This window comes from Methylocystis sp. H62, assembly GCF_015709515.1.
Lineage (GTDB): Bacteria > Pseudomonadota > Alphaproteobacteria > Rhizobiales > Beijerinckiaceae > Methylocystis.
This window is the reverse complement of the sequence record NZ_JADNQZ010000056.1, coordinates 242030-264113: the sequence shown is the minus strand read 5'-3', so window position 1 is coordinate 264113 and position 22084 is coordinate 242030. Positions and strand designations below refer to the sequence as shown.

Annotated in this window: 16 protein-coding genes; 6 read left to right on the top strand and 10 right to left on the bottom strand. The window is 61.9% G+C overall.

Features of this window, described 5'->3' with window-relative positions; genetic code table 11:
- From IYY11_RS15295 to IYY11_RS15280, 4 genes are all read right to left on the bottom strand, one after another.
- A partial coding sequence (locus IYY11_RS15295) for a TonB-dependent siderophore receptor (RefSeq protein ID WP_196404649.1) occupies positions 1-1709 on the bottom strand: 1709 nt, incomplete at its 3' end.
- Entirely contained in the window at positions 1706-2026 is a 321-nt protein-coding gene (locus IYY11_RS15290) for a hypothetical protein (RefSeq protein WP_196404615.1), read from the bottom strand. The genes IYY11_RS15290 and IYY11_RS15295, both read right to left, overlap by 4 nt.
- 40 nt (positions 2027-2066) lie before the next feature.
- Positions 2067-3284: a PepSY-associated TM helix domain-containing protein gene (locus IYY11_RS15285; protein WP_196404614.1), complete on the bottom strand. Its 1218-nt coding sequence runs from the start codon at positions 3282-3284 to the stop codon at positions 2067-2069.
- A gap of 2 nt (positions 3285-3286) precedes the next feature.
- On the bottom strand, positions 3287-5647 hold the full coding sequence (locus tag IYY11_RS15280) for a TonB-dependent siderophore receptor (RefSeq protein WP_196404613.1): 2361 nt from the start codon (positions 5645-5647) through the stop codon (positions 3287-3289).
- A 707-nt stretch (positions 5648-6354) separates the two neighbouring features.
- On the opposite strand from IYY11_RS15280, the gene IYY11_RS15275 reads away from it, so the two are divergent.
- On the top strand, positions 6355-7032 hold the full coding sequence (locus IYY11_RS15275) for a response regulator transcription factor (RefSeq protein ID WP_196404612.1): 678 nt from the start codon (positions 6355-6357) through the stop codon (positions 7030-7032).
- Positions 7029-8453, top strand: a complete 1425-nt coding sequence (locus tag IYY11_RS15270) for a HAMP domain-containing sensor histidine kinase (RefSeq protein ID WP_196404611.1) — start codon at positions 7029-7031, stop codon at positions 8451-8453. The genes IYY11_RS15275 and IYY11_RS15270 overlap by 4 nt, the downstream gene beginning before the upstream one ends.
- An 18-nt stretch (positions 8454-8471) precedes the next feature.
- Here IYY11_RS15270 and IYY11_RS15265 read toward each other — a convergent pair whose 3' ends face one another.
- The 6 genes from IYY11_RS15265 to kdpF are packed head-to-tail and all read right to left on the bottom strand — an operon-like array spanning position 8472 to position 16369.
- The gene (locus IYY11_RS15265) at positions 8472-9164 is read right to left on the bottom strand and encodes a response regulator (protein WP_196404610.1); all 693 of its coding nucleotides are present in this window, start codon (positions 9162-9164) and stop codon (positions 8472-8474) included.
- On the bottom strand, positions 9161-11860 hold the full coding sequence (locus IYY11_RS15260) for a sensor histidine kinase KdpD (protein WP_196404609.1): 2700 nt from the start codon (positions 11858-11860) through the stop codon (positions 9161-9163). Before IYY11_RS15260 ends, IYY11_RS15265 begins: the two co-directional genes overlap by 4 nt.
- 27 nt (positions 11861-11887) lie before the next feature.
- On the bottom strand, positions 11888-12487 hold the full coding sequence (gene kdpC / locus IYY11_RS15255; RefSeq protein ID WP_196404608.1) for a potassium-transporting ATPase subunit KdpC: 600 nt from the start codon (positions 12485-12487) through the stop codon (positions 11888-11890).
- An 11-nt stretch (positions 12488-12498) separates the two neighbouring features.
- Complete coding sequence (kdpB, locus tag IYY11_RS15250) at positions 12499-14529, bottom strand: potassium-transporting ATPase subunit KdpB (protein ID WP_196404607.1); 2031 nt, start codon at positions 14527-14529, stop codon at positions 12499-12501.
- A gap of 12 nt (positions 14530-14541) precedes the next feature.
- The gene (kdpA, locus tag IYY11_RS15245) at positions 14542-16251 is read right to left on the bottom strand and encodes a potassium-transporting ATPase subunit KdpA (protein WP_196404606.1); all 1710 of its coding nucleotides are present in this window, start codon (positions 16249-16251) and stop codon (positions 14542-14544) included.
- Between the two features lie 31 nt (positions 16252-16282).
- Complete coding sequence (gene kdpF / locus IYY11_RS23875; RefSeq protein ID WP_083481374.1) at positions 16283-16369, bottom strand: K(+)-transporting ATPase subunit F; 87 nt, start codon at positions 16367-16369, stop codon at positions 16283-16285.
- Positions 16370-17491: 1122 nt separating this feature from the next.
- Here kdpF and IYY11_RS15235 point away from each other — a divergent pair.
- The 4 genes from IYY11_RS15235 (at position 17492) to IYY11_RS15220 (ending at position 22084) form a co-directional block, all read left to right on the top strand.
- The gene (locus IYY11_RS15235) at positions 17492-18712 is read left to right on the top strand and encodes an alpha-amylase (protein ID WP_409455261.1); all 1221 of its coding nucleotides are present in this window, start codon (positions 17492-17494) and stop codon (positions 18710-18712) included.
- Between the two features lie 94 nt (positions 18713-18806).
- Positions 18807-19379: an ANTAR domain-containing response regulator gene (locus IYY11_RS15230; RefSeq protein ID WP_196404648.1), complete on the top strand. Its 573-nt coding sequence runs from the start codon at positions 18807-18809 to the stop codon at positions 19377-19379.
- Complete coding sequence (locus tag IYY11_RS15225; RefSeq protein ID WP_196404604.1) at positions 19376-20524, top strand: CmpA/NrtA family ABC transporter substrate-binding protein; 1149 nt, start codon at positions 19376-19378, stop codon at positions 20522-20524. Before IYY11_RS15230 ends, IYY11_RS15225 begins: the two co-directional genes overlap by 4 nt.
- A 327-nt stretch (positions 20525-20851) precedes the next feature.
- A complete protein-coding gene (locus tag IYY11_RS15220; RefSeq protein ID WP_196404603.1) occupies positions 20852-22084 on the top strand; it encodes an NAD(P)/FAD-dependent oxidoreductase in 1233 nt (410 codons plus the stop codon).

Below are 22084 nucleotides of genomic sequence, written 5' to 3'. Positions count from 1 at the left end.
AGATTCGGCAGGATCTCGCCGCCGAGGTTGACCTCAACGCCATGGCTATGCTGCTGGCCGGTGACGACGGAATAGAAGCCGCTCGGATTGGCCGGATTGGGGATCGCGACATTGTCGCGGGTGATGTCAAAGAGCCCGACCTCGAAGCTCATCTTGCGATCGAGAAACTCGCGCCGCAAGCCCAGCTCATACTGGGTGTCCTGCTGCGGCGGCGGCGCTTCGCCGCTTTGGACCCGCACGCCGGTGTTGGGGATGAGCGATTTGCCGTAAGCGGCGAAGAATTGCGTCTCTTCATTCGGCCGAAAGAGGATGCCGGCGCGCGGCGAAATATAGCCCTTTACGCCTTTGCTCAGGCTCGATGTCGGCTCTCCCGTCAGCGCGCCGAGCGGGTCGAAGACGCGTTCACGCTGGGCGAGGAGATCGTAGCGCCCGCCGATCAGGATGCGCCAGTTCTCGCTCAGATCGATGAGGTCCTGGCCATAAACCGAGCGGCTGATGGCGCGCGCCACGCCATTCGACCAATAGGCCCCGGCATAGCTGACGCCGGGCGAATAGACGGGCGCGAAGATATTGAGCGGCGCCGCCTCATAGCGGGCGACGTCATTGTTGTAGCCGAAGTAGAAGTCCCAATGTTCGAGGCCGAGAAAGACGTTGTGGGCGAGGGTGCCGGTGTCGAAACGGCCATTGAGGCGCAATTGCGCATCGAAGCTGCGGTTGGCGGTGCGGGCGCGCACCGGATTGCCGAAGACAACAGATTGGAATCCGTCATAGCCCCAGCCGGTGAACCAGCCCCAGCGGTCGGCGTAGAGAAAATAGTCGACGACCGCGGCGACCTTCCAGTCGGCGTTGAAGGCGTGCTCATAGCGCAAGGTGAGATCGTCGAAGACGGGGGTTTCATGTTCATTCGCCGGAAGTCCGGCATAGAACTCCTTGGGGACATGCAAAAACACCGGATCGGCCGGCAGGCCGTCGCGCCAGACGAGCCTTGCGCCATTGTGCTCGGCGCGCAGGCTGACGCGGTCGCCGTTGTCGGCGGTGAAGGCGAGCATGGGCGCGATATCGAAGCTGCGGGTGCGCGTGAAATCGACGAAGCTCCCGAGGCTCTGGGCCGAGCCGGTCATGCGAAACAACAGGCTCTTATCCTCATTGAGCGGCGCGTTGACGTCGGCGGTGAACCTTGCGACGTCGAAGCTCGCCTTGGTGGCGACGGCGCGGGCGAAGGTCTCTTGCGTCGGCGCCTTGCGGATGTAATCGGCGGCGCCGCCGTAGCCCCCGAGCGCCTTGCCGAACAGCATGGCGCTTGGCCCCTTGTAGAATTCGACATGATCGACGGTCGAGAGATCGACGCTTTGGGCGGTGAAGCCATGCGAAGCGCCGTCGAACAGCGTCACCCCGGCGGGAAAGCCGCGCATGACGAATTCAGGCGAAAAGGCCGAGTTGGTCGCCGGCGCGTTGACATAGACGCCGCTCTGGTCGCGCCCGAGCGTCTGCGCATTGGGCGCGTCGGCGCGCCGCTCAACTTGGCTGGGCTCCTCGTTCCGCTCCTCGTTCCGCTCCTTGTTCTGCTCTTTGGCGCCGCTCTTCTCTTTGCCGCGCCTCTTGCCTTCGCTTTGCAGTGTCTCTTTGCCTTCGTCCTCCCGCAGCTCCTCGGCGCGCGCCTGCGCGGCGCCGACGCACAGGCAAAGCAAAGCGACGAGCGTCGCCCTCATGCCGCGCCAGGCGGCGGCTGTCGCTGTCGCCCGGCGCGCAAACGCGCGGCGGGCTGTCTGCGCGCGAGCGCGAGTTGCGCGAGCGGCGCGATGAAGCTTGCGGCCTCGCTATCCTCGGCGATGGCGAAGCGGCACATCAGGCCGCCCGCCGCTCGGGCGTCGAAAATATCAAGGACGACGAGCCGCGGCGCGCCGCGCCCGATGACGCCGCGTTCGCGCAGAAAGCCGATCAGCGCCGGCCGGGCGTGGGCCGAAAGCGGCAGCGCGCGGCGCAGATTATGGATGACATGACCCCGTTTGACCTGATCGAAATCCATTTGTCGCTCCACCTCAATCACCAAAACATCCGCATCAAAATCAAGCGGGCGTTCGCTCCGCCGGCACCGGCCGCGGCGCCGTCCGCCGCACATGCGCCAAACGCGCCGAACGCTTCTTCCACCAGATGTAAACGCCGGTGACGGAAAGCATGGTGATGACGAGGCCGATCGCGCAGACGAAGATGCGGTAGGGAAGCCCAAAGAGATTGGCCATATGCAGTTCGACGAGCCAGGTGGTCAGCGTCGTTCCACTGCGATGCCCCGTCGGCAGACTGAGTGTCTTCAGTTCGCCCGAGCGTGAATCGAACAGGATCGAGGTCGAACCCGCCTTGTCGCCGATGTCGCGCGACGAGCGCACGCGATATTCGTAAAGACCCTTGTCGCGCAGATTATAGAGCGCCAGCGGCCGTTCGATCGTAAAGCCGTGTTGCCGCCCCTGCTCCGCCATCAGCCGCTCGCCGCTCGCCTGCGCCGCCTCCCATTCCATGGGCGGACGCGCGTCGGCCTGCGGCGTTCCCGCCTGCGCCCAGACGGGCGCCTCGTAATCGAGGACGAGCTGCGTCGCGCGCGTGTAGAAATTCGGCAGCGTGAAGAATACGCTCGACCAGGCGTAGACGAGCAGCATCGCCCAGAGCCACAGGCCTGCGGCGCGGTGCAAATCGAAATTGGCGCGATAGAAGGAACTCTTGAGCTTCACGAGCCACGACGGCTTCCAGCGCGCAAAGAATCCTTTGCGCGAGCGCTCGCCGCCCGCCGGCAGCGTCAGATAAAAACCGACGAAACAGTCGATCGTCCAGACAAGCGCCACCGCGCCGAGAATCCAGTCGCCGATCCCGCTCAACGCGAGATACATGTGAAGGCCATAGACGAACGGCATGATGTCGTTCTTGCGTCTCGGCAATCCATGCCAGGTGACTCGCCCGAGTTCATGGCCGTCGACCGGATCGAGGTGCAGAAACTCGAAATCGAGCGGCGGCGCGCCGTCGCGCGCCTCCATGCCGATCGAGACCGAGCCTGGATGGCCCATGTAGACGGTCGCTGCGCGCGCCTGCGGGACGATGGATTCGGCGCGGCGCGCCAGCGTCGCCGCGTCGAGTTCTATCCCAGCGCGTTGACCGGGATAAAGTTCCGGCGTCAGCCAGTGGTTCAACTCGCCCCAGAACGCGAGCAGGCTTCCCGTCAGCCCGACCACGATCAGGAAGCCCGTCATCGCCAGTCCCGCCCAGCGATGCAGCCATACGAACAGCGCGCGCGGCATCGCTAGAACTCCACTCTGATCTGGCCGGTCGCCGTGAAGGGATTAGCGGGAATGGCATTCAGCGGTGGAACATTGTAGTTGAAGAAATCGTCCACACCGGTGAAATACTGCGCGTTATTGATGTTCTTGAGATTGAGCTGCGCCGTCACCTTATAGCCGTCGACCAGCGTCGCGTAGCTCGCGAAGGCGTCGAGACGCGCCCATCCCGGCAGCACAAAGGTATTTTGGATATCGCCCCACGCCCGCGTCGAGGCCGTTACGCCGCCGCCGACGCGCAACCCGAGGCCGTTGTCGCCAAAAGCGTAGGTCAGAAAGATTTTGCCCGAATGGCGTGGCACATTATCAAGATGGTTGCCGAGAAGGCCGCCCCCTTCGCCGAAGATCGTGGAATCGTAAAAGCCAAAAGGGTTCAACCGATTCACCGGATTGTCGGCGATAACTTTCGCGTCGATAAATGCGTAGTTGCCAACGATCGTCATGCGATCGGTAATGCGGCCGAGTACGTCAAACTCGATGCCGCGGCTGCGCTGCAATCCGGCAAGCTTCTGCCCCATTGAGGCCAATGACGCGAGATCCCGTGTCGGCACACCGGATTTGGTGATTTGGAAGATGGCGAGCGTGGCGCTCAGACCCGGCAGAGGCTCGGCCTTCAGACCGACTTCCCATTGCAGGCCGCGCTGCGGCCCTAATGGCTGTCTGTCGGCGGTAAAGCCGTTGTTCTGACCAAAGGATCTTGAGTAGCTGCCGTAAACGCTGACCTGCGGAAGGATGTCGTAGACGACGCCAGCGCGCGGACTCCAACCCCTGTCGATGGCCGTCGGCGATCGCAGTCGACTGGCGATCGCCAAGTCCTTGCTCGCATCGTAAACGCCGCCGCCATTCTCAAAGCTCGAAGACGTTCCTATCGTTTGGTCCGCTACGTCGTACCGCACGCCTGCGAGCACATGCAGACGGTCAAACCATGTGACATAATCCTGGATATAAAGCCCTTTTTGTCTGGCGAGCACAGACGAATGAAATTTGAATCCAGATCCAATTTGTGAATCGAAATAGGCGAAGGAGGGGACCGTTCCATAGATCGGGGAAAAAATGTCTATCGGATACAGGGCGGCGCCGTTGGCGAAGTAATAGTCGTAATAAGTGTTCAGATAATCGAGCCCCATCAGAAATGTGTGTTTGCCGCCAAGCGCCTCAAACTTCCCTTCGATGTCAATATTGGTCGAGAAGGTACGAGAGGACGCGAATTGGTATTGCCCGACGCGTTGCAGCGTGCGCCCATCCGCGTCGATACACAGCGGCGTGACGCAGAGTGGCGTAATATTGGGCTTATCCAAAATGGGGGCGGCGGCGTAAAGAAAGCGGTTGGTGACCTTCCAATCCTCATTGAGATTCTGACGCAATTTATAACTGACCAGATAGCTCTCTAAGCGGTCGCGCGGATCATTGGCCTCCTGGTACGAGCGGCTCAACGGGACCGGCGCGGGTCTCGGCCCGATTGTTGGGATCCCGACGTCGCTTTGCGCCTTCTGACCTGAATATTGTCCTTCGAGCGTGAGTTCTGTCCAAGCGCTCGGACGGTAGCTCACCACCGGCGCGACGAGCACGCGCTCTCCGCCCCCTGAATATCCGCGAAATGAACCATTGTTCTGATAGGCGCCGGAGACACGATAGGCGAGCCCTGGCACTTCAGCGACAGGAGAGCTAAAATCCCACTGCGTGCGATACCAGCTGAACGATCCGAACTGTTGATCGACAACGTAGCGGGCGTGATCGAGCGGCTGCTTGGTCACCAGGTTGATCAATCCGCCGGGCTCGGCCCGTCCGTAAAGTATCGACGCCGGCCCCTTAAGCACCTCGATACGCTCCAGATTGGCGGTGTCGAGGATACCGGGGCTGACATTGCCGAAGGACAGATTGTTACGATAGATGTTGAGGCTCTGAAAGCCACGAATCTTGAAGTTGTAACCTTCCAACTCGTTGTTGTTGGACCGCACGCCCGGCACATTCTCTAGCGCTTCCTGAACGGTTGTATTGTTTTGGTCGATCATCACTTGCTTGGGGACCACGTTCACCGACACAGGGGTTTCCCTGATTGGGATGTCGGTCTTAGTGGCGGTAATGGCGTCGTTTACGACATAGCCTTCAGCAGGCGTCTTCGGCTCGCTCGGAAAATTGGACGATGGACCGGAATCGGACGTGGCGGGCTCTCCCGTTGGTGGTCCCGACACGTGAGTCGATGGCGGACGCTGCCGCCCGCCGATGCTGATCGTAGGCAACGCTTGCTGAGCATGTGCGCATTCAGAGGCGAAGGCGAACAACAGTGCGCTGGCGGACACGCCGCGCAGTAAAACTGACGAGTTCATGGTGAAACTCCAGAGCGACGGTCACGGCGCTCGAGCAGACGAGAAGAAGAAGCGGGTTGAGCTTAGAGCGCGAGTCAGGCGTGCCGCGGCGGGGCGCGCGATGACCAGGCGCTCGCCCAACCGGCTTGCGCGAGGCGGCTGCGTACGGGAGCGTGCGGCTTAACAGCGTCGGCCGCCAATCGGCGCCAGGGCGCCAGGCTAAATGCCGCTCCCGGGAGACCAAACGTCTGCACCTCGTAGCTTGCCGAGCAACAGAGCCCAGCCAAAGAGCACTTATGCGCGTGACCGTCGTTCGCTGGCGAGCGCGAGTCCTCTTGCGCACAATCGACGATGGCCGCGATCGAGACCGCGGCAATTTCTTCGTGAGAAACGCTTCGCGCCCAGGGCGGGGCGAGAGCAACGCCCTGAACCGCCATGACAAATGCGATAAGGCTGAGCAGGATCGCGCGGACGCGTCCGAGGCGCCTACGTGCGCACTCGCTCGTCTTCGTCGTATGGCGTGGGATCTGCTGCATCGTCGCCGTTTTCGCCTGGTGGAGCATAAATAGCCAAAGCGGGACTGATGCGCCTGACATGAGTCTGACGTGAGAGATTTTGGCGCGAATCCGAGACGCTGTGTCTTTTGCGCAACAGCCGGCCCTTCGCCCGTCTTGCGAATTCGGTGACCAGATTCGATAATCAACGGCGCGAAGGGGAGCGGCGCCCATATGCGAATATTGTTGGTTGAAGACGAGCTGGATGCGGCGCGTTTGACGGCGTCGTTAGTCGCCCAGGCCGGTTTCGACGTCGATCAAGCCCGCTGTCTGAGCGCTGCGCGAGAAGCCGTCGAAGGCTCGAATTACGACCTCCTTCTGCTCGATCGTCGTCTGCCTGATGGCGATGGCCTGTCGCTCATGCCGCTCGCGCGAGAACTGCGGCCAGGCATTCGCATCATGATGCTGACGGCTATGGACGACATGGCGGACAAAGTGTCGAGTTTCGATCTCGGCGCGGACGACTATGTGACAAAGCCATTCCAGGGAGAGGAGTTGGTCGCGAGAATACGGGCCTGCGTTCGGCGTCCGGGAAGCGGCGCGCCAAAGCCGATCGTCGTGGGCGCGCTGTCTTTTGACCCGACGACGCGTGACGTCAGTATCTCGAACAGAATCGTCACGCTGCACCGGCGGGAATTGGTCCTGCTCGATTCTCTTCTGCGGCGCGTCAATCGTGTGGTGTCGCGCGAGGCTCTTCTCGACGAGGTCTTCTCTCCTCACGACGACGTTCAGGACAACACGCTCGACACGGCCGTCTCCCGCTTGCGGCGACGGCTCATCGTGTTGAACGCTGGCGTCGCCATTCACACTATTCGCGGCGTTGGCTATATGGTGACGGAGTTGCTTGATTGAGACGGCATTCGCTCGTATTGCGCATTGTCGGCTGTCTATTCCTTGCACAAATTATTGCCTTTCCGATCGCTTGGCTGGTAACGATCGGCATCGGCCTTACGGGAGTAGAATTTTTCGCCACATCGCTCGATGAGTTGTCGGCGATTCGCGCAAAAAAGCAGATCATCGCATCGTTGGCGATGAATGAAGATAAAATGCTGGAGATCAGGCCGACGCCGGACCTGCTAGAAGATCTGAAGCGCGCGCCCGCTATGAAGTTCGCGGCGTTCCGAAGTCTGAGCCGTGACCCAGTCGCCGGTTCCTCGCCAGAGCTCATCGCGATGCTGAAGCCTCTCATCGAGATCAGCCCGACCCATGTGCATTTCATCCTGCCTGGCGATCCAAGCGCTATTCGTGCGGGCCTTATGGAACCAGAATGGACTCCCTTCGGGCGCCTTCACATCGCCGTCTACGGACAGAAATTTCGTTGGGGCGACATTTTCGACGCCGCCATTGAGGAAACGCGCTGGTTGACCGCCTACCTGGTCATGGCGATTTTGATGTCGGCAGGCGCGGCCTGGTTCGCCGTGCGGTGGGGATTGAGGCCGCTCAGACGCGTGGCGGTGCAGGCGTCACGAATCGACATGAACAGCCTAGACCAGCGCCTCGATGCAAATGACGTATCGAGCGAAGTTGGCCCCCTCGTCGATGCGGTAAACGACGCTTTGGCGCGGCTCGATGCCGGCGTCGCCCGACAACGGCGTTTTACGTCAAATGCCGCGCATGAACTTCGCACGCCCATTAATGTGCTCGGCGTGCGACTTGATGCGCCCGAGGAGCCGACCTTCAAGAATGATCTAAAACGCGATCATCGGCGAATACGCAACATCGTCGAGCAGCTGCTAGCTTCCGCGCGGCTGGATCAACAATCGACAAAGCTTGATCACACGATTGACCTCGTCGCGTTGACGAGAACGATCATTGCGGACGCAGCGCTTCTGGCGCTCAAGGGGCGGCGCCAGATCGTTCTCGACGCGCCCCGCGCGCCTGTTCTTATAGAGGGCAATCGGCCGGCGCTTGAATCCGTCATTTCGAACGTTATCGACAACGCTCTTCGCGCCGAGCCGGAAGGCGGCACGGTTCACGTTGGGGTCGCCGAAAACGCAACCATCGAAGTCATCGATCACGGTGGCGGCGTGGAAGAGACAGACCGTGATCTGATCTTCGAACCTTTCTGGCGCAAGAATGATTCTATTCCAGGCACGGGCCTGGGATTGGCCATCGCCAAGGAGCTGATCGACGCCCATCGCGGCCGCATCTGGGTCGAAGATACGCCTGGAGGCGGCGCGACTTTCAAATTATGGTTTCCTGCCGCGACGTCGGAGACGCACGCCAATCTGAACAACGCGCATTCCGCTTCGCGCACGAACGCGCGATCGTAAGAGCCGCCACCGCTCTTCCTATTCGAACTCGATAAATCGGTAGCCGACGCCAGGCTCGGTCACGATGATTGTGGGCGTTGCGGGGTTTTCCTCTATCTTCGCCCGTAGCTGGCCGATGAATACGCGCAAATATTGACTGTCGTCTTGATGCGCCGGCCCCCAAACCGCTTTCAAGATTTCTCGATGCGTCAAAGGCCGGCCGGCGTGTCGCGCGAGAAAGGCGAGGAGCTCGAATTCCTTCGGCGTCAGTTTCACCGGCGCGCCGTTTTTTGCGACGCTTCGCTTATACAAATTTACGACGAGTCCGTTGGCGACGACGCATTCGGATTCGGCGGTCGCCGTATCCTGCGAGTGACGTAAGGCCGTGCGCATGCGCGCCAGCAGCTCTCCCATCGCAAACGGCTTCTCGACATAGTCGTCGGCGCCAAGGTCGAGCGCTGCAATCTTCTCCGATTCACGATCGCGCGCCGACAGAACAATCACCGGCGTTCGCGTGATGAGTCGCAGCTTTCGCAACACCTCCTTGCCGTCCATGTCGGGGAGACCAAGATCGAGGATGATGAGATCTGGCGCTTTTGCCGATATAGCGGCCAGCGCCTCGCGGCCTGTCGCCGCTTCTATGACCTCGTAGCCGCTCGCCGTCAGCGACGGCCGCAAGACGCGCTGTATTTGAGGTTCATCGTCGACGACGAGAACGCTCGCGCCGCTCATGCCGCCACGCCTTGCTTGGATTCGCTTGCGGCAGGGAAGCGCATGATGATCCTTGTCCCACGTCGCCGAACGGCAGGGCTCTGAGCGACGATGGTTCCGCCCATGGCCTTGACCAGTCCGCGGCAGATCGAGAGGCCCAGACCGGTGCCGGCCTTGCGGCCATCCACGCGCCCGCTCCGATAGAATTTTTCGAAGATGCGTTCGAGGTCCGTCGCCTTCACGCCAGGCCCTTCGTCCGTCACGGTGATGACCACGTCAGCGCCCTCCCGCCGCGCATGAATGATCACGCCGGTCGGGCCGCCATATTTATGCGCATTGTCGATCAAGTTGAACAACACCTGGCCCAGGAGATTGGCGTCGCCTCGGATAGGCGGCAAGTCCGGCGCGATGCTGATCGACGTGTCTTTTCCGGAGAAAGTTTTTCGGGATCTTTCCAGGACGTTGCGGATGACGTCGGCCACATTGACGAGATCGCTGCGCGGCGACAGACCGCCGGACTCGATACGCGACATGTCCAGCAGATTGGCGATGAAGCGCGATAGACGTCCGGCCTCTTCCTCGATCGAGAGAAGAAGGTCTTTACGATCGTCGGGCGAAAGCTTCTCGCCAAGTTCGCGCAGGCTCGTCACGGCGCCGGTGATCGACGTGAGCGGCGTGCGGAGATCATGCGAGAGGGCGGACAGCAGAATCGTCCGCAGTTTTTCATTCTCTTCGAGAGCCGCCGCCTTGACCGAGTCGCCGACGAGCATCGATCGGTCGATCGCAATCGCCGTCTGTTCAATCAGCGCCGCAATCGTGCTTTCCGTGGCAGCCGAGAACGGTTCGCGAGGCGTCTTGGGCTCGATCCCGCAAACGGCGACGACGCCGCGCGCCGTCGTGAGAGGCCGGAATTGAAACCGCACATTCGGCAGCGTATCAGTCCGCCATCCGGCGGGCTCGGCTTTTTCCAGCGCCCAACGCGCCGCGGCGAGCTCGCCGGCGTCCATTTGATCAACCGGCGGCCAGGCGGCAGCCAGTCTCAATCCGGTCTCGTCCGGCATCAGCAGCACAACGCAGGATGCGCCGCCAGCTTTCTGAATTTGAGAAGCCGACACCCAGAGAATGTCGTCGAGCGTCGTTATCGTCGAAAGTTTGCGAGAAAAGTCAAACAGCGACTGCATGGCCTGAGACCGCTGGCGCATGTTCTGCGCGTAGTTGCGCATCTTGCTCGCGAGCATCGCCGTTATGACGGCGACGACCAGCGCGACAAGGAGCGAAAGAAATTCCTGCGGTTGGGAAATGGTGAGTTCGTAGCGCGGAGTGAAAAAGAAGAAGTCGCAGGCGAGAAAGGAAAGAACGGCCGCCATGATCGCGGACCACATTCCCAAGCCGACGGCGCAAAGCACGACGGGGAGGAGAAAGATCACCGACGGATTGGCAAGACCGAGCCAGCGGTCGAGCACATATCCAATCATCACCGTGATCGTGACCGACGCTGCGGCGCCGCCGACCCCACGCCACGTCTCTGACAGTGTCGGCAATTTCGGCGCGCGTCTGGCTTGAAGCGCGCCATCCTCCTGGACGACGACGTGAACCGCGATATCCGTCGATTGCCGAAGAATTTCGTCGGTCAGGGAACGTCGCATGATTCGGGCGAAGGGCCGAGCTGGCGAACGGCCGAGCACAATCTGCGTAATATTTTCGCGTCTTGCAAAACGCAGCACTTCGCCAGCGAGATCGTCTCCCGAGACGCGCTCGATCTCGGCGCCAAGCCGCTCCGCCAGCCGCAACGCTTGGTCAACATTTCTCACGACCTCGGCGGATCGCTCCTCCTGGCCCGCAGGCTCGATATAAAGCGCGATCCACGTTGCGTTGAGGCCTGTCGCCAGTCGTGCGCCGGCGCGAACCACGGCCTCGGATTTCGCATCGCGGCCAACGCAAACCAGTAAGCGTTCCGCCGTCGCCCAAGGGCCTTCGATCGCCCCTTGGCGAAGGAAATCGACCATTTGGTCGTCGACGCGTTCCGCCGTTCGCCGCAGCGCAAGTTCGCGCAAGGCCGTGAGATTGCGCGGCGTAAAAAAGTTCTGCGTCGCGCGCCTCGCGGTCTCCGGCACATAGACCTTGCCGTCCTTCAGTCTCTGGAGCAGTTCGTCTGGCGTGACGTCGACGAGAATAACGTCCGCAGCCTTCTGCAGGACTCGATCCGGGACCGTCTCTCGCACCGCGACGCCGGTAACGCGGGAAACGACGTCGGCGAGGCTTTCAAGATGCTGGACATTGAGCGTCGTCCAGACGTCGATGCCGGCGTCGAGCAGCTCTTCGACGTCCTGCCAGCGTTTGGGGTGCCGGCTATCTGGCGCGTTCGTGTGCGCGAGTTCGTCGATGAGGATGAGCTGAGGCTTTCGCGCCAGCGCCGCGTCTATGTCGAATTCCTCGATGATCCGACCGCGGTATTCGCATTTGCGACGTGGCAGCGTCTCAAGACCGTTGAGGAGGGCTTGCGTCTCAGAGCGCCCATGAGTTTCTGCTACGCCTACGACAACATCGACGCCCTCAGCCTTGGCCGTTTGCGCGCGCGCCAGCATCGCATAAGTTTTGCCGACGCCGGGCGCGGCGCCGAGGAACACGCAAAGCTTCCCTTTGCTCTCCTTGTCGCTCAGGGCAAGGAGCGCATCGGGGTCGGGTCGGCGGTCGAAGTCTCCATCGTCGCGGGCCAAAGACGTCTACCTTCTCGGGCATCACCTCTATTGTAAGCGATCAAGCGCCAAATTCAGCAAGAGCACATTTACACGCGGCTCGCCGATCACGCCAAATTCGCGCCCTTCGAGATTCGCTTCGACAACGGCGCGCACTTGCGACTCACTGAGATTGCGCGCCTTGGCGACGGCTCCCGCCTGCGCCAGCGCGAACTGCGGCGAAATATGTGGATCGAGGCCGGAGGCGGAGGTTGTGGCGGCGTCAGCGGCGACGACGTCAATCCGGCCGGCGGCGAATTCCGACTCGATCGCCGCATTGACGCGGTCGACGAGCTTCTTCGACGTCGGCCCGAGATTGGAGCCCATCGAGTTTGATGCGTTGTAGGGCGCGTCGACGGTTTTCGAAGGATCAGCTGGGTCGGGACCTGTCGTAGCCGAAGGCCGGCCATGAAAATAGCGATCGGAGGCAAAGTTTTGTCCGATCAGCGCCGAGCCGATGACTGTTCCGTCGCGTTCGATCACGCTTCCATTCGCCTGCGTCGGCAGGGCGAGTTGCGCAACTCCGGTGATCGCGAGCGGATAGACGATTCCGGTCAGCGCGGTGAAGAGAACGATCATGACGACCGCCGGACGAATTTGGGAGAGCATCTGGGGGCTCCTTATGCGAGATGAACGGCCGAGACGGCGAGATCGATAAGCTTGATGCCGATGAAGGGCGCAATCAGACCGCCAAGCCCATAGATCAGCAGATTCCGCCGTAACAAAGCGGCGGCGCCCACGGGCCGGTACGGGACGCCCTTCAGCGCAAGCGGGATGAGCGCGATAATGATGAGCGCGTTGAAAATCACCGCCGAGAGGATGGCCGACTGCGGCGAGGCGAGCTTCATAATGTTGATCGCCTCCAGTTCGGGATAGGCGACGACAAACAGCGCCGGAATGATCGCGAAATATTTGGCGACGTCATTGGCGATCGAGAAGGTCGTCAGCGACCCGCGCGTCATCAGCAACTGCTTGCCGATCGCGACGATCTCGATGAGCTTTGTCGGATCGCTGTCGAGGTCGACCATATTGCCGGCTTCGCGCGCCGCCTGGGTGCCGGTCTGCATGGCGACGCCAACGTCCGCTTGAGCGAGCGCCGGCGCGTCATTGGTGCCGTCGCCGCACATGGCGATCAGCCGCCCGCCCTGCTGCTCCTTACGGATATAGGCAAGTTTATCCTCGGGCTTGGCTTGCGCAATGAAGTCGTCGACTCCCGCTTCTCCGGCGATCGCCGCGGCGGTGATCGGATTGTCGCCTGTGACCATCACCGTCTTGACGCCCATGGCGCGCAAGGCGGCGAAGCGCGATTTGATGTCGGGCTTGATGATGTCTTTGAGATGAATCACGCCCAGCAACCTGCCGTTTTCCGAAACGGCCAGAGGCGTGCCGCCCGCGCGCGAAATCCGTTCGACGGCGCGTTCGAAATCGACGGGAACGGACCTGACTTGCGAGGCGACGGCGTCGACGGCGCCTTTGCGCAGCATCCGTCCGGGAAGATCGACTCCGGAAATGCGCGTGTGCGCGGAAAAGGGAACGATCTGAGCTTCCTGGCCTAGGTCGGGCGTCGAAAACCCAAGCGAGCTTTTCGCAAAAGCGACGATCGAGCGGCCCTCCGGCGTTTCATCCGCCAGCGAGGCAAGCAAAGCGGCTTCGCCAAACGCATGCTCCGAGACGCCCTCGACAGGAATGAATTCGTCCGCCATGCGATTGCCGAAGGTGATCGTGCCGGTCTTGTCGAGAAGCAGCGTGTCCACATCGCCCGCCGCCTCCACCGCGCGACCCGAGGTGGCGATGACATTGAAGCGGATCAGCCGGTCCATGCCGGCGATGCCGATCGCCGACAGCAGTCCGCCGATCGTCGTCGGGATCAAACAGACGAGCAGCGCGATCAGCACGGTGACGGAAATCGTCGCCCCCGAGTAGATCGCGAGCGGCCAAAGCGTCACGCAAACGATCAAGAAAATGATCGTCAGCCCGGACAGGAGAATCGACAGCGCGAGTTCGTTCGGCGTTTTCTGCCGCTGGGCGCCCTCGACGAGCGCGATCATCCGATCGATGAAGGTCGAACCCGGCGCGGCGGTGATCTTCACCTTGATCCAGTCGGAGAGAACCGTCGTGCCGCCGGTAACGGCGGAACGGTCGCCGCCCGCCTCGCGGATGACCGGCGCGGACTCGCCTGTGATCGCCGACTCGTTGACCGACGCGACGCCTTCGATCACTTCGCCGTCGCCAGGGATAAGGTCGCCCGCCTCGACCAGCACCAGGTCGCCGAGTTTGAGATCGAGCGCCGATACGCCTTCATAGACGTCCTTCATGCCGCTCTTGTCTTGCGGATCAATCAACCGTTTGGCGTGCGAATCGCTGCGCGTCCTGCGCAAGGCGTCCGCCTGCGCCTTGCCGCGCCCCTCCGCCACCGCTTCGGCGAAATTGGCGAAGAGCACGGTGAACCACAGCCAGGCGGCGATCTGGCCAGAGAAAAAGGCGGCGCCGTTCTGCGCGAGGAGATCGCGCACAAAGAACGCCGTGACCACCGCCGACACGGCTTCCGTGACGAAGATCACCGGATTGCGCGCAAGGCGTCTCGGATCGAGCTTCCTGAAGGCGTCGATGGCGGCGCGCTTTGTGATCGCGGCGTCGAACAGACCGGACATCTGACATGCTCCTTAGAAGGTTTTTCCGGCAAGCAGCGCGAAATGCTCGACGATCGGGCCGAGCGCGAGCGCCGGAAAATATTGCAGCAGATAGAGGACGACGATGACGCCGAGCAGCAGGCCGATGAAGAGGGGCCCATGCGTCGGGAAGGTGCCAACTGAAGCAGCGCCCTTCTTTTTCGCCGCGAACGCGCCGGCGATCGCCAATACGGGAATGACGAAGGCGAAGCGCCCGAGCAGCATCGCGACGCCGAGCGTCGTGTTGTACCAAGGCGTATTGCCCGTCAGGCCTGCGAAAGCCGACCCATTATTGTCGGTGGCTGAGGCGAATGCGTAGAGGATTTCGGAGAGCCCGTGCGGGCCGGCATTGTTGAGACTGGCGAGACCCGTCTGAAGCATGACCGAAACGCCCGTGAAGGCAAGAACGCTGAGCGGATAGATCAGCACCGCCAGCATCGCGAGCTTCATCTCCCGCGTCTCGATCTTCTTGCCGAGATACTCCGGCGTGCGGCCGACCATAAGCCCGGCGATGAAAACGGCGATGATCGCCAGCACCAGAAAGCCGTAGAGCCCGGCGCCGACGCCGCCCGGCGCGATGCTGCCCATCAGCATGTTGAACAAGGGCACGAGACCGCCGAGCGGCATGAATGAGTCGTGCATGGCGTTGACGGCGCCGCAGCTCGTGCCCGTGGTCGACGCGGCAAATAGCGCGCTCATCGCAGGGCCGAAGCGGACCTCCTTGCCTTCCATATTGCCGGGCGAAGGATCGACGCCGATCTCCGTCAGCAACGGATTGCCGCCTGCCTCGGCCCAGTAAGCGACGGATACGCCTGCGGCGAGCACGATCATCATGGTGATGGCGATCGCGCGACCTTGTCGATAGTCGAAGACCGCACGCCCAAAGGCGAAGGCCGTGGCGAAGGGGATGACAAGCAGAGCCCAGATTTCCAGCATGTTGGAAAGCGCATTGGGGCTTTCAAAAGGATGCGCGGAATTGGCGTTGAAGAAGCCGCCGCCATTGGTTCCGAGTTCCTTGATCGCCTCCTGGCTGGCGACCGGGCCAATGGCCAGCGTCTGCTTGGCGCCCTCGAGCGTCGTCGCTTCGATCGAACCCTGAAGCGTCTGCGGCACGCCGAGAGCAACGAGGGCGAGCGCGACGATGATCGAGAGCGGCAGAAGCACGTAAAGCGTCGATCGGGTGAGGTCGACCCAGAAATTGCCGATGGTGGGAGATTCGGCGCGCGAGAAACCGCGCACCAGCGCAAACGCCATCGCAAGGCCGGTGGCGGCGGACACGAAATTATGCACGGTGAGGCCGAGCATCTGCGTCAAGTGACTCATCGTCGACTCGCCGCCGTAGTTCTGCCAATTGGTGTTGGTGACGAAGCTCATCGACGTGTTGAAGGCGAGATCGGCGGGAACCCCGCTAAAGCCCTGAGGATTGAGCGGCAGATAGGCCTGGAGCCGTTGCAGCGCGTAAAGCGAAACAAAGCCGATCACGCTGAAGGCCAGCATGGCCATCGCGTAGGCAAGCCAGTTTTGCTCCCGCGCAGGATCAACGCCGGCGAGTCTGTAGAAGACGCGCTCAATGGGCGAGAGCAGGGGAGAGAGCAGGCTGCGCTCGCCCGCTAAGACGGTGGCTATGTTATTGCCGAGCGGAATAGCCGCGCCAATAACGGCAAGCAGGACGATGGCGATTTGCGCCAGCCCAATGGACGTCATGGCGAATGCCCGGCATGCGCCGAGCCTCCCTTTAGAATTTTTCCGGATGGAGCAGCGTATAGGCGAGATAGGCGCCGAGAAGAACGGCGACGATCAGTCCAATGACAGGTTCAAACATGCGGTTCTCCTAAAGGCGCCCGCAGGCCCGCGCATAGGCGCCAACGACCGCAAAAAGGAAAAGACCGAGGCCAATGTACAGAATATCGAGCATGTGTCTTCTCCGCGCTCACCGGCGGCGTGAATCAATGCGCGCACGCCGCGCGCGCATCTCGTGAACCAGATTGTTCGCGATCACAAAGATAATGGCCGCGACGCCTAAGCCTATGAGAGATAGAGGCATGATTGTGTCTCACCTTGATGGCGCGTTCTCGCTTCGGGTCTTCACCAATCGAGAACGACGAACCGCAATTTGCGCGGGAATGATGTAAAGGCGCTATTAGGATTTTAGGTCGTCGTTGGACACCACATCTGTGTCGTCCGAGCGGGCGCGGCGAGAGGTCTGGACCGCGCCCACTGGGCGAATGCTGACCCGGTGCGATGAATCCTTCGGGAGTCGCGCGGGAGTTGAGCGTCCGGCGGCGCCTATAGGAGGCAGCTACGTCTTGGACGGCGCCTGCGGCTTGCCGGCGGGTTTCTCGGCTGCGCGCGCACGCTCCTCCTCCGTCGGCGGAAATCCACCGGCCTTGTCGTCGGTCCCCGAAGGGGCGGACGGCAGGATCGGCGCGCGGCCCTCTGAGGCGGCCGCGAGACAAGTTTCACATCCTCTCATTGCGTCCTCCCTGTCCAAACAGGGACGTCGGACGGAAGACATGTAGAAGGCCGCGTCATCACGGCAAACGCGGCTACAAGGACAAAGCGGCTGTCGTCGATGACGGCAGAATGCAAATTTTTTCGGCGTTCGTTGCCGCCTCGCAAGCAAGCGCGCGACGCGAATAAGTCCTCGTGAATGTTTTAACAAGCGCGCGCGTGCAAGCGCGAACCCCTGCAAAAGCCTGGCGTCCAGAGCGGCTCAGCGACGCGCGCCATAAAGCCTCGCTGTAGGTGGCGCCGCGCTTGCATCCCTTGGCGCGAGGGCGTCGCTTGCGACGTCACCCGGCCCAAAGAAGGGTCCCCCAGCATTGCCGCTGTCCTGAACGTCTGCCTCGCAGGCGTTCAGGCAGCGGCTTTTTTCGTTTCTGGGGCGCGCGCAGGCGAGATGCAGATGAGGTTCGCGATGAAGAGAGCACAGTCCCAGCGATCGATGCGCCAGCGGCCGCCATGGCGCGGCGCAAGATTGATAGTCGTGGCGGCCGCGCTCCTCGCGACCGACGCGAACGCCGCGCCCCGCAAACACGCGCCGTCCGAGGCGACTGCGATACAAGTTCAAGCGCCGCCGCCATCGCTCGCGCCGGCCGCGCCGCCTGTGCCGCCTCCCGCTCCGCCGCCGGCGCCCATGGGGGTGTTCGGCGCCGATATGCCGGCCGCTGGCAAACTTGTTTTCTCCATTACGCCGGTGTTCGCCAATCTGTCAGGCATCAAAATGGGAACGCGCACGGTCTCCAACGAATATATCGTCACGACGGTGCCGTTCTTTCTCAATCCCAAGCAGACTGTGCGCATCATCCCGCAAAACATTGCGGTCGCGACGCAAATTGCCGGACTGAGCTACGGCGTCACGAAAGATTTCGCCGTTATCCTCACGGCCGGCATGATCGAGAAAAATCTCAACGCGCTCACCTTCAAGGGCGCGTCGGGGATCTTGCCGCTCGGCAGGAGTTTGCCGGGAACGACGAGCCTTGCCGACGTCACGTTGTCGGGCGTCTATCGCATCTATCAGGACGACGTCCATCGCATCCAGCTCTCGCTTGGCGTCTCCTTCCCCGCCGGCAGCTACACGGCCACGTTCAAGGACTTTCTCCTGCCCGACGGAACCCGCCGCAACATCCGAGGATTCTATGGCATGCAGCCAGGCACGGGCACATTCGATTTCCTGCCGGGCATCGTCTATGCAGGCTATCTGGGACCGTGGTCATGGGGCCTCGGCTATCGCGGGCGCTTCCCTCTGGCCCCAAATTCACTGGGCTATTCCTGGGACTACCTGCTCGAATATCGCCTGCGCTTCCCGTTCGGTCCCACTCCTTCCGGGGGCTACCGATGGGGCGAGTTGCATGAATTCAACGCCTGGGGCGGCTACACCTGGACGCCCGGACTCACCACCACCTTTCGCGTGAGCGGTTCGACGCAGGGTCCGATCCGCGGCTTCGATCCCGAAATCCGCGGCCCCGCCGTGCCGGCCAATCCGGCCTTCTACGGCGGGCAGCGGGTCGAACTCTTCGGCGGCGCGACGATCAGCGGCAAATTTATCGGCTATGACAATGCGACGGTCGCGGTCGAGGCCGGTTTGCCCGTCTATCAGAATCTCAACGGTCCGCAGATCATGAAGAACTGGCAGGCGGGCATGTCGTTGCGCTTCAAGATATAACGTGCGTTGGTCGCGGCCCGGCGGCCGGATCGCGGAGACTGGCGATGCGCCGCCGCTGGCGCGACCCCTACATGCGCTCACTGGACGCCGTGAATTGAAGATCGTCATTGTCGACGAAAGCCCCATTCGCTCGCTGATCCTCGAGGAGGGACTGCGCGAAGCCGGCTTCACGCAGGTCGAGCGCATCAGCGAGATGCACAATCTGCTGAAGCACATCTACGCCAGCGACCCCGACGTGATCCTGATTGATCTCGAGAACCCTTCGCGCGATACGCTTGAGCAAATGTTTCAGGTCAGTCGCGCGGTGCGTCGGCCGATCGCCATGTTTGTCGATCAGAGCGACACGGCGTCGATTCAGGCCTCGGTCGACGCTGGGGTCTCGGCCTATATCGTCGATGGGTTGAAAAAGGAGCGCATCAAATCGATCCTCGATCTGTGCGTATCGCGGTTCCATGCCTTCTCGAAGCTGCGGGATGAACTCGAACAGGCCAAATCCGATCTCGAGGAGCGCAAGACGATCGAACGCGCCAAAGGCATATTGATGAAGGCGAAGCAGCTTTCCGAAGAGGACGCCTATAAGATGATGCGCGGCGTCGCCATGCGCGAAAACAAAAAGATCATCGAAATTGCACGCTCGGTCATCACGGCGGCGGAGATGTTCAAATGACCGGCGAAGCGCATGTGAAAATCGGCTTCATTCCGCTTGTCGACGCCGCTGCGCTGTTGATCGCCGCACATAAGGGCTTCGCCAAGGCGGAAGGTCTCGACGTCGAACTGATCCGCGAAGCGTCCTGGGCGAATATTAGAGACAAGCTCGCCATCGGCCGTTTCGATGCGGCGCATCTTCTGGCGCCAATGGCGGTCGCTTCCACGCTCGGACTGGGCCATGTGCGAGTCCCGCTTGTCGCGCCGATGAATCTTGCGATGAACGGCAATGCGATCGCGGTGTCCACAGCGCTTTATGCCGAACTCGCAGCGGAAGGCGAGGTCGCGCATCCGGCGCAAACCGCGCGCGCGCTCGCCAAGCTCGTCGCGCGGCGAAGGGCCGAGGGACGTGAGCCTCTGACCTTCGGCATGACCTTTCCTTTTTCCATGCACAATTATCAGCTGCGCTACTGGATGGCGGAAGGCGGCGTCGATCCCGACGAAGACCTGCGGCTGATCGTTCTGCCGCCGCCCTATATGGTGGAAAATCTGACGCGCGGTCAGCTCGACGGCTTTTGCGTCGGCGCGCCCTGGAGTTCTGTCGCGGTCGACGCCGGCGTTGGGGTCATTCTGCATTTCGGCTGCGAGATTTTTGCGTGCGCGCCGGAGAAAGTCCTCGCGCTGCGCGAGAGCTTCGCCAACGATAATCCTGATCTTGTCGCGGCGCTGATCCGCGCGCTCGACAGGGGGGCCGCCTTCGTTGACGCGCCGCAAAACCTGGGCGAGGTTTCGCAAATTCTCTCGCGGCCGGAATATGTCGGCGTCGACGCCGAGATCATCGGCCGCGTGCTCACGGGCCATTTGCGCGTTAAGGCGCGCGACGAACGAAGCGACGCCAACTACCTCATCATTGGACGAGACGGCGCCATGCGGCCGGATCCACAGCAAACCGAATGGATCTATGCGCAGATGCTGCGCTGGGGGCAGACGCGCCATTCGCCAGAGATGGCCGATCGCGCGAAGAGCGTCCTGCGCCCGGACCTCTACGACGCCGCGATTGATCGCGCGCATGTTCAGCGCGAAATCGGGGCCTTTGCGGGACCGTCGTTCGACGACCGCAGCTATGAAGCTTATCTCGCCGACTTCGCTATCGGACAGCGCCTGTGAGCGCTGAACCTCTGTTCAAAAGCGCCAGCCGTTAGGCGCCTCGCGCCTAAGCATTCGGCGCCGCAAAATGCCGCCTGCTTCCGTTGGTCAGCGCCAAACGCCCGCATTCCTTGGGAAAAACCACGCCGGCGCCTCTGGCCCGAAATGTGCACTCCCCTCATTGGTCAACGACGACCGCCGGTCCGCCGGAACGAGCCCAAAGTCGGGCTCCGTCACAGAAGCGATTTCGCAATTTGCGTCGCGCTTTGGTCGTCTTGCCCGTTCTCATCACCCGTAAGGCAAAGCGACCTGTGACCGGACCGTTCGGCCGTTCAGCAGAGTCGACACATGACTGGATTGCAGGATTGTAAAAGTCGCGAGAAGCTTGTCGTCGTCGGCGCCGGCATGGCCGCCACGCGTTTCGTCGAGGAGCTGACGAAGCGGGCGCCGGGTCGATACGACATTCTCGTGATCGGAGAGGAACCGCGGCTTGCCTATAATCGCGTGCTGCTGTCTTCGGTGCTCGCCGGGGAATTGTCGGTCGATGACATCGAACTCAAGCCGGCACAATGGTGGCGCGTCGCCGGCGTTGAGGTTCTGAGCGGCCGCAAGGTCATAAAGATCAACGCCGCGGCGCGGCGTCTTCTTCTCGATAATGGCGAGAGCGTCGACTATTCGAAAGTCGTGCTCGCCACCGGGTCGCGCGCGGCAAGGCTGCCGATCGAAGGCGCCGATCTTCCGGGCGTTCATACGTTTCGCGACGTGCAAGACGTCGAGGCGCTGTCCCGGCTGGAAGGCAAAGGCGCTCGCGCGCTCGTCATCGGCGGCGGCCTTCTCGGACTGGAGGCGGCTTATGGCCTTGCGCGACGCGGCGTCGACGTGACGCTCGCCCATGTCATGGATCGGCTGATGGAGCGCCAACTCGATGCGGCCGGCGCCGATATCCTGCGCCGCCTCGTTGAAGAAAAAGGCGTGCGCGTGCTTCTCAACGCCAACACGGCGCGCATCTGCGGTTCGGGCCGAGTCGAGAATGTAGAGTTCGCCGACGGTCGAACGGTTCCAGCCGACGCCGTGATTTTCGCCATCGGCATTCGGCCGAACGCCGACCTTGCGCGACAGGCCGCTCTTGACGTCGGGCGAGGCGTCATCGTCGACGACGGCTTGAAGACAAGCGCGCCAGGCGTTTTCGCCATCGGCGAATGCGCTGAACATCGCGGCGTCTGTTACGGGCTCGTCGAGCCGGCCTATGAGCAGGGCCGCGTGCTCGCCATGCGCCTCGCCGGACAAGACGCGTCCTATGGCGGCAGCGTCGTCTCCACCAATCTGAAAGTCTCCGGCGTGCGCGTTTTCTCAGCCGGCGATTATCTTGGCGACGCAGATGCACGCCGCATTGTCTGCAAGGACCCGCGCATGGGAATTTATCGCAAGCTTGTCGTGCGCGACGACAGGCTCGTCGGCGCGATCCTGATCGGAGATACGAACGGCGCGGCCGATCTTCTCGATCTCATCCGTACCGGCGCGAATATTTCGTCGATGCGCGACGAATTGATGTTCGGCCCGCCGATGCAAGAGGCGGCCTGA